Genomic DNA, 7312 nt, shown 5'->3' on the forward strand with positions numbered 1-7312 from the left:
TCGGCCAGCATGCCGAACAGCACGGTCTGCACGCCTACGATCACCAGGAGGATGCCCAATTGGAGCAGCGGCCGGTGGCCGATCAGCTCGCCGGCGAACACTTTCAGACAGAACAGGTAGAAGAGGATCAGGGCACCTACCGCTCCGATCGCGACGCCTGCCCCACCGAACAGGTGGCCCGGCCGCTGGTCGTAGCGGGTGATGGTCAGCACGGTCAGCAGGTCCACCGCCCCACGCAGGAGGCGCTGCAGCCCGTATTTGGACTTGCCATGCCGGCGTGGATGGTGGGTCACCACCAGCTCGCCGACCTCGAATCCCAGCCCGTGGGCCAGCAGCGGCACGAAGCGGTGCAGCTCGCCATAGAGGCGGATGTCGTCGAACACCTCGCGCCGGTAGGCCTTGAAGCCACAGTTGAAGTCGTGCAGCGGCACGCCCGACACCTTGGCGGTGACGAGGTTGAACAGCCGGCTCGGCAGGGTCTTGTGCGCCGGGTCGTGGCGGACCTGCTTCCAACCGGAAACGACGTCCAGGCCGGTGGCGATCTCGGCCATGAAACGCGGCAGCTCGGCCGGATCGTCCTGCAGATCGGCGTCCATGGTGACCACGATCGCCGCCCGGCTCTCGCGGATGCCCAGATCGAGCGCCGTGGCCTTGCCGAAATTGCGCCGCAGGCGCAGGCCGCGCAGTCTCGGCCGCTCCTCGGCCAAGCGCTCGATCTCGGCCCAGGAACCATCGGTCGAGCCGTCATCGACCAGAATCACCTCGCGCAGCGGCAGGCCGTGCTCGGCGCAGACCGCCAGGATCCGGCGGGTCAGCTCGTCCAGCGTCCCGGCCTCGTCCTTGATGGGAATCACCACCGCCATGTCCAGTGCCGCGGCAGCCGGCGCGGCATGGCTGCGCAAGGGCGCGTTCATCGGCATTCCCCGTTCGGCTGCTCGAACAACAGATAGCCCACCGACAGCCGCCGCTCGACCGCACCCGGGAAGGCAGCCGTCACCGTGCCCCGCCGTGCCGGCAGCTCAGGATCGATGCCGAGCTTGGCCTGGGCCCCCTCCAGCAGTTCCGGCGGAGGCGGCGTGCCCGGCTCGAGCGAGATCCAGGCGAGCAGGCACTGGCCGTTGCCGGTGGGCGGGCCGAACACGCCGGGCGGTGCGCTGGTTTCGACCAGGCGCGAATCCGGCATGCGCACGCGCAAGTTGCCGCCCAGATGGAGGCCGCCGACCACCACCGTCCCGTCCTGGAAGCCCGCTTGGCGGAGCCCGCCAGCGATGGCGTCGAACGGGTAGAGGGTCCGGCACTTGCCGAGGCAGGCATCACCGCCGGCCAGTGGGATGGCGATGCGCAGGCCGAGCGTGATCGTCACCAGCACGGCCAGCGCCACGAGCCAGCGGCCGATCGGCAGGTGCTGCGGGGCGAGGAAGGCGGCGAACAGGATCGGCAGGGGCAGGAGCGGGCCGATCATCCAGCGCTCGCTGTAGTTCACCCCGCCGAAGGGAAGGACCAGCAGGGCATGGAGCAGCAGTGCCGTCGCCACATAGGTGCCGAGCACCCGCACCGCCGGCCAGGCGACCTGCTCTTGGCGGCAGCGGCGCAGCGAGGGCAGGAACAGGATGGCGGCCAGGACCAGCCAGGGCTGGGCGAAGGCCAGGGCCGCCACCGCGAGGTCGCCCAGGCTGGCGAGCTGGCTCCTAGTACCGCGCACCAGCACCGCCGTCCCGGCATCGCCTACCGACTTGTGCCCGAGCAGCCACCACGCGTTCGGCAGCACGATCAGCAGGGCTACGGTCGCTGCCAGCAGCGTGCCCGGGTGGAGCACGACGCGGCGCAGTTCGGGCAGGACCAGGCCGGTCAGCACCAGGGCCAGGCCGGCGAGCGCGAAGTTCCACTTGCCGAGCACGCCCAGGCCCAGCGTCACGCCCAGCAGGAGATAGTCCAGGTAGCTCTGGCGCCGGGCCAGCCGGGCCGCCAGCCAGAGCAGGATCGCGACCGCGGTCGCCAGCACCGTCGAATGGGTCAGGTCGACCTGGGCGTACCAGCCGAACGTGTACATGGCCGGCAGGGCCAGGACCGCCACCGCCGCCCGCTCGTCGTCGCCCAGCCACAGCCGCGCCGCCTGCCAGTAGGCGAGGCAGCAGCTGCCCAGGAACAGGTAGCGCAGCACGGTGATCGGCACGTGGCCGACCCCCAGCACCGGCTCCAGCAGGAGCAGGAGCCAAGTGAACAGAGGCGGCTGCTCGGTCCGGTAGCCCCAGGACCAGGCCTGCGCCGAGAGTGCCTGCTCCGCGTCGTCCATGCCGAGCGTCGGGCCGCTCAAGAGGCGCAGCACCGCATGGAGCAGGAGCCAGAGGGCGAGGATGCCCAGCACCATGCGGGGCTCGGCCAGCCGTGCTGCCATCGATCCGCTGGGCGGAGAACGGGTCAGCGCATGCTGCACAGGGCAACCTTCGGTGTCGCGGCGGGACCGGCCGGAACATCGCCGGTCGGCGGGGCAGCCATGCTCATGGGATCGTCCGTCGGCGCTGGGTTCAGGCGGTCGCCGTTTCGAGCAGGGCCTTGAGCGCTTCCAGGTCGCGCTGCACCCACGCCGCATCGGCGGCGAATTTCTCCTCCGTCATCCCGTCCGCGCGCAAGAGGGTGAACATCACTAGGCAGCCATCCCCGTTCGGGATCACGCGCATCGCGTTATGGGTGCGGGTGCCGTCCGGTGCGGTCACGTCATGATCCAGCACGCCGAACGGGTTGGGCGGGGTGAACCGCACATGCCAGCTGCCATCCGGCCCGTCGGCCAGATAGCCATCGCCGTCCGCGCGGAAGTTGCGGCCAAGCCCGGACGCCCATGCCGGGAAATTCTCCGGTACGGACAGGTAGGCGTTCACCTCGTCCCAGGGGCGGTCGATCGCCACGCTAACCGTCCGGGCAGGGAAGACCGTCATGCCAGCACCTCGCGCAGGCGATCCGCCAGCGGCGCCAGCTCGGCGCGCTGCAGGCAGATCGGGTTGATGAACAGGCAGCCGCTGCGGTGCCGCTCGGCGTCCAGCCGGACCGACGGGCTGCCGGCTTCCAGCGCCATCACCACCGGCCACGCCTCCCGCTCGGTCAGGTCCAGCCGCAGGAGCGGCACGCTGCCCGGCACCAGGCCGGTGGTCACGCCCGAAATGCCGCCGATCCGGCCCTGTAGCTCCTCGAGCAGGCCCGTCCAGCGTACCGCGCGCGCCTCGTCGCCCTCGGCCAGGAACAGGTCGAGCGCGGTCAACAGGCCGACGATCTGCTCCTTGCCGACCTTGCACGGCCGGCCGATCCCATGCGGCGGCAGCCCCTTGAGCCGCCTCAGGTCGATGAAGTCCGGATCCGGCCGGAACTGCTCCAGCCAGACATCCAGGTCCAGCATCTGCAGGGCAGCCGCCATGATCAGGTCGCGCCGCCCGGCCAGGATGCCCGATGCCTGCGGCCCGCCCAGGGCCTTGCCGCCCGAAAACGCCACCAGGTCCGCGCCCTCGTCGATGAAGCGGCGCAGGTTGGCGGCCGGCGGCAGCTGCGCCGCGGCATCGACGATCACCGGGATGCCGGCGGCGCGCGCCACCGCCACCAGTTTCGGCAGCTCCGGCTGGGCATCCGGCCCCGCGACATGGAGGATCGCCGCGGTGTCGGGGCCCAGCGCGTCCTCGAACTCCCAGGCCTCCGCGTCGCGCACCCCGGCCCCGGCGTATCGGTCGGGCAGCCCGACCTCGACCAGCCGCACGCCTACGGTGCGCACCGCATGGTCGTAGAAATTGCGCTGGGAGCGCGCGACTAGCACCTGGTTCTTCATGCCGCGCGTGTGCGGCAGCCGGGCCATCCGGCCGGGCTCCAGCCCGGTCACGGCGGCAGCGGTGGCGAGCAGCAGGCCGGCCGCGGCACCGCTCGTGACCAGGCCTGCCTCCGCACCGGTTACCGAAGCGATCCGCCTGGACGCCGCTGCCTGCAGCTCGGCCATGTCGACACAGGAGGCCGCGGCCTCGGCCATCGCCGCCAGCACGGGCGGTGCGATCGGCCCGCCCGAGAGGCGGGTCGCCGGCCCCTTGGCATTGATGATCGGGCGAATACCCAGCCTGGCATAGGCGGTCATTGCCGCTTCAGAACCCGTTCGGGTTGCCGGGCACGATCGTGCCCTTGCCGTTCTCCTGGCCGTCCTTGAGCCAGGTCACCGACTCTCCGTCGATGTCGACCTCGTAGCAGGTGGCCGGCTCCTCGCCGTAGCGGAAGCACATCCGGTCGTCGCGTACCCGCCAGCTGCCCTCGTAGTCGCGGCTGCGGATGCTGCCGTCCGCGTCGTAATACTCGACATAGGGCCCGGTGAGGGCCATCTCCCCCTCGACCGTATTGCCGCTCAGCGCCTGGCGGATCGCCTCGTTGTCCGCCGGCTCGGCACCGGCAGGGGCTGCCGCCAGGACGAGGAAGGGCAGGGCTAGGACGAGCCTGTGCATGCGCTACGGTTCCGCTGGGCTGAAGGTGGCGGCATCGATGCCATGGAACGGCTGCACAGCTAGGCCGGCCAGGTTGCAGGGGCAAGACATGCAGGGTGTCGTGATGCGGAGGGGATCGGCTGCCTGCGCGAAAGCCGGGCGGTGCCGGCCGTGCCAGCATGGGCTCATGTCCTGGCAGTGGTGCACCTCAGACTGATGTCGATCAGTGTCTTCGACCTCTTCAAGATCGGGATCGGCCCGTCCTCGTCGCACACGGTGGGGCCGATGCGCGCCGCCCGCAGCTTCGCCCTAGCCTTGGCCGAGGCCGGCCTCCTGGAGCGGACGGCGGCAGTTAAAGCGGAGCTGTTCGGCTCGCTGGGTGCCACCGGCGTCGGCCACGGATCGAACCGCGCAGTGATGCTGGGCCTGGAGGGCGAGGCGCCCGAGAGCGTCGACGTGCTGCGCATCAGCGAGCGGGTGGCAACAATCCGGACGAACAAGTGCCTGGCCCTGCTGGGACGGCACGAAGTCCCGTTCGTTGAAGGCACCCATCTCGTCCTGCACCGCAAGCGCAGCCTGCCCTTCCACCCGAACGGAATGCGCTTTGCCGCCCTGGACGAGACCGGCCAGGAGCTGCACGCCGCGGTCTATTACTCGGTGGGCGGCGGCTTCGTGGTGGACGAGGCCGAGGCCGGGGCCGACCGGATCAAGCCCGACAGCACACGCTTGCCTCACCCGTTCACCACCGGCGACCAGCTGCTGGCGATCTGCCGTGACACGGACATGCGGATCAGCGACGTGATGCTGGCCAACGAGCGAGCCTGGCATGACGAGGCCGAGATCCGCCGCCGCCTCCTGGAGATCTGGGCGGTGATGCAGGCCTGCGTGCAGAACGGCTGCCGCCGCGAGGGCGTGCTGCCGGGCGGGCTCAAGGTGCGCCGGCGCGCTCGCACTCTCTACGAGAAGCTCCTGGCCGAGCCCGAGCGCTCGCTCACCGACCCGCTCACCATCATCGACTGGGTGAACCTCTACGCGCTCGCGGTGAACGAGGAGAACGCCGCGGGCGGCCGGGTCGTCACTGCCCCCACCAACGGTGCCGCTGGCATCATCCCGGCCGTGCTGCACTACTACGCCCGCTTCGTGCCCGGCTGCAGCGAGGACGGCATCTGCCGCTTCCTGCTGACCGCCGGCGCCATCGGCATCCTGTTCAAGGAGAACGCGTCGATCTCGGGTGCCGAGGTCGGCTGCCAGGGCGAGGTCGGCTCCGCCTGCTCGATGGCCGCGGCGGGTCTCGCCGAGGTCATGGGCGGCTGCCCGCGCCAAGTCGAGAACGCCGCCGAGATCGCGATGGAGCATAATCTGGGCCTCACCTGCGACCCCATCGGCGGCCTGGTCCAGATCCCCTGCATCGAGCGCAACGCCATGGCCTCGGTGAAGGCGATCAACGCCGCCCGCATGGCGCTGCGCGGCGATGGCGAGCACTTCGTCAGCCTGGACAAGGTGATCCGCACCATGCGCGAGACCGGTGCCGACATGAAGACCAAGTACAAGGAAACCGCCCGCGGCGGGCTTGCCGTGAACGTGGTCGAGGTGCCGGTCAGCGTGGTGGACTGCTGAGCCGCACCGGCGTGCGGCATTTGGCTGTTCTGCCTCCGGAAGCGTCCGTTCGCCGATGGTCTCTGGTCCGGATGGATAGAGGACAGGGAATCTGCATGACAGGACGCGCTGGTTCGGGCCGGAACGTGCCCCGCTGCAACGGTTTCGAAGGAGCGGTGGCGCGATTCCTCAAAATCTATCCCGGGAGCTTTCGCTCTCCCAGCTAATGGGCGCACGAGCGGCGGGGCAAGGAGCGGGCGCATCGTGAGATGGCGGCGCTGCTGCCGGCGGTCATGACCGGCGGGGGAGCCGACCTGGGGACAAGGACCGCTCGTATCGTCGCGCGGACCGGCCATCTTCATCCGATCCAGATGATGCGCCTCAAGGACCTGCTGGGCGGTTCCAGTGCCATGTGCTTCATGCAGGCTGCCGCACATTTTGCCGACGGTGATCGACAGGCCTTCAACAGCATGACCGCCCTTCTCGACCATGCCGGCGCAACTGGCTGGACTGCGGCGACCGTGCTCCCGTTCCTGTGGCGGCCGGACATCCACATGCTCCTGAAGCCGGAAAGCACGCGCAACTTCGCCAGATGGGCGGGCCATCCCTTCGCGACGACCTATGCGAGCGAGCGCGAGTTCAAGGTCTATGACGTTTGCTGGAACTCGCTGCCGCGACCCGGCGCGAGATCGACCAGCTGCGCCCGGCCGACCAGATCGACGTCCAGGGCTTCATCTGGGTTACCGCCCGGTATGATCGGGATGACGAGCGACACGCTCCGTCGAGCAGGCGGGAGGCGGGGACAGGTCTGGACCAGGCGTCACCGGCTCCTGACTGACGCGCTCGATCGGGTAGTTGCTGCGACCATGCAAAGGCTGGAGCGCAAGTCTAGCCAACTCCGGGCCGCCTCACATGCCTCCGGGCCATCCGCAGCAGCCGCCCATCGATCACGCCCAGGCCGAGCGCGATCAGGGCCATGCCGCCCAGCTGGCGCGACTGCAGGGGCTCGTGGAGGAACAGGCTGCCCAGGAGGATGGCGCCGGGCGGGACCAGCAGGGTGACCAGCAGGAGGTTGGTGGCGCCGGCTGTGGCCAGCAGCCGGAAGTAGAGGACATAGGCCAGTGCGGTCGACAGGGTCGCGAGGCCGAGCAGGGCCCACAGCGCGGCTGCGCTTGGCATGGGCAGCAGCCAGGGCCGGTCGGCCAGCAGGGTGACCGGGACGAGGAGCAGACTGGAGGCGGTGAGCTGGCCGGCGGCACCGGCCATGGGGCTCA

At 70.0% G+C, this 7312-nt stretch carries 8 protein-coding genes; 1 reads left to right on the forward strand and 7 read right to left on the reverse strand.

What is annotated here, in order from left to right:
* The 5 genes from EQG76_RS08265 to EQG76_RS08285 all read right to left on the reverse strand — a co-directional run.
* A partial coding sequence (locus tag EQG76_RS08265; RefSeq protein ID WP_200840656.1) for a glycosyltransferase family 2 protein occupies nucleotides 1–914 on the reverse strand: 914 nt, incomplete at its 3' end.
* Nucleotides 911–2395 carry a glycosyltransferase family 39 protein gene (locus tag EQG76_RS08270; RefSeq protein WP_159712330.1) on the reverse strand — a complete coding sequence of 495 codons (1485 nt, stop codon included), beginning with the start codon at nucleotides 2393–2395 and terminating at the stop codon, nucleotides 911–913. The genes EQG76_RS08270 and EQG76_RS08265, both read right to left, overlap by 4 nt.
* A 130-nt stretch (nucleotides 2396–2525) precedes the next feature.
* Nucleotides 2526–2933, reverse strand: coding sequence for an SRPBCC family protein (locus EQG76_RS08275; RefSeq protein WP_159712332.1), 408 nt, complete (start codon nucleotides 2931–2933; stop codon nucleotides 2526–2528).
* Complete coding sequence (locus EQG76_RS08280) at nucleotides 2930–4105, reverse strand: selenocysteine synthase (RefSeq protein WP_159712333.1); 1176 nt, start codon at nucleotides 4103–4105, stop codon at nucleotides 2930–2932. Before EQG76_RS08280 ends, EQG76_RS08275 begins: the two co-directional genes overlap by 4 nt.
* Nucleotides 4106–4112: 7 nt before the next feature.
* A complete protein-coding gene (locus EQG76_RS08285; protein WP_159712335.1) occupies nucleotides 4113–4463 on the reverse strand; it encodes a hypothetical protein in 351 nt (116 codons plus the stop codon).
* A 195-nt stretch (nucleotides 4464–4658) separates the two neighbouring features.
* Between EQG76_RS08285 and EQG76_RS08290 the strand changes: the two genes are divergently transcribed.
* Nucleotides 4659–6059, forward strand: a complete 1401-nt coding sequence (locus EQG76_RS08290) for an L-serine ammonia-lyase (protein WP_159712337.1) — start codon at nucleotides 4659–4661, stop codon at nucleotides 6057–6059.
* Nucleotides 6060–6684: 625 nt separating this feature from the next.
* Here the strand turns inward: EQG76_RS08290 and EQG76_RS32735 are convergent.
* Nucleotides 6685–6813: a hypothetical protein gene (locus EQG76_RS32735; protein WP_255476492.1), complete on the reverse strand. Its 129-nt coding sequence runs from the start codon at nucleotides 6811–6813 to the stop codon at nucleotides 6685–6687.
* Nucleotides 6814–6926: 113 nt separating this feature from the next.
* Nucleotides 6927–7312: EamA family transporter (locus EQG76_RS08295; RefSeq protein WP_159712339.1), on the reverse strand; the 386-nt coding region annotated here is incomplete at its 5' end.

The organism is Geminicoccus flavidas (assembly GCF_009806515.1).
Lineage (GTDB): Bacteria > Pseudomonadota > Alphaproteobacteria > Geminicoccales > Geminicoccaceae > Geminicoccus > Geminicoccus flavidus.

Coding starts and splice junctions, on each gene's coding strand:
- EQG76_RS08270 (WP_159712330.1), bottom strand. CDS start 2,395: ATGGCAGCACGGCTGGCCGAGCCCCGCATGGTGCTGGGCATCCTCGCC.
- EQG76_RS08275 (WP_159712332.1), bottom strand. CDS start 2,933: ATGACGGTCTTCCCTGCCCGGACGGTTAGCGTGGCGATCGACCGCCCC.
- EQG76_RS08280 (WP_159712333.1), bottom strand. CDS start 4,105: ATGACCGCCTATGCCAGGCTGGGTATTCGCCCGATCATCAATGCCAAG.
- EQG76_RS08285 (WP_159712335.1), bottom strand. CDS start 4,463: ATGCACAGGCTCGTCCTAGCCCTGCCCTTCCTCGTCCTGGCGGCAGCC.
- EQG76_RS08290 (WP_159712337.1), top strand. CDS start 4,659: ATGTCGATCAGTGTCTTCGACCTCTTCAAGATCGGGATCGGCCCGTCC.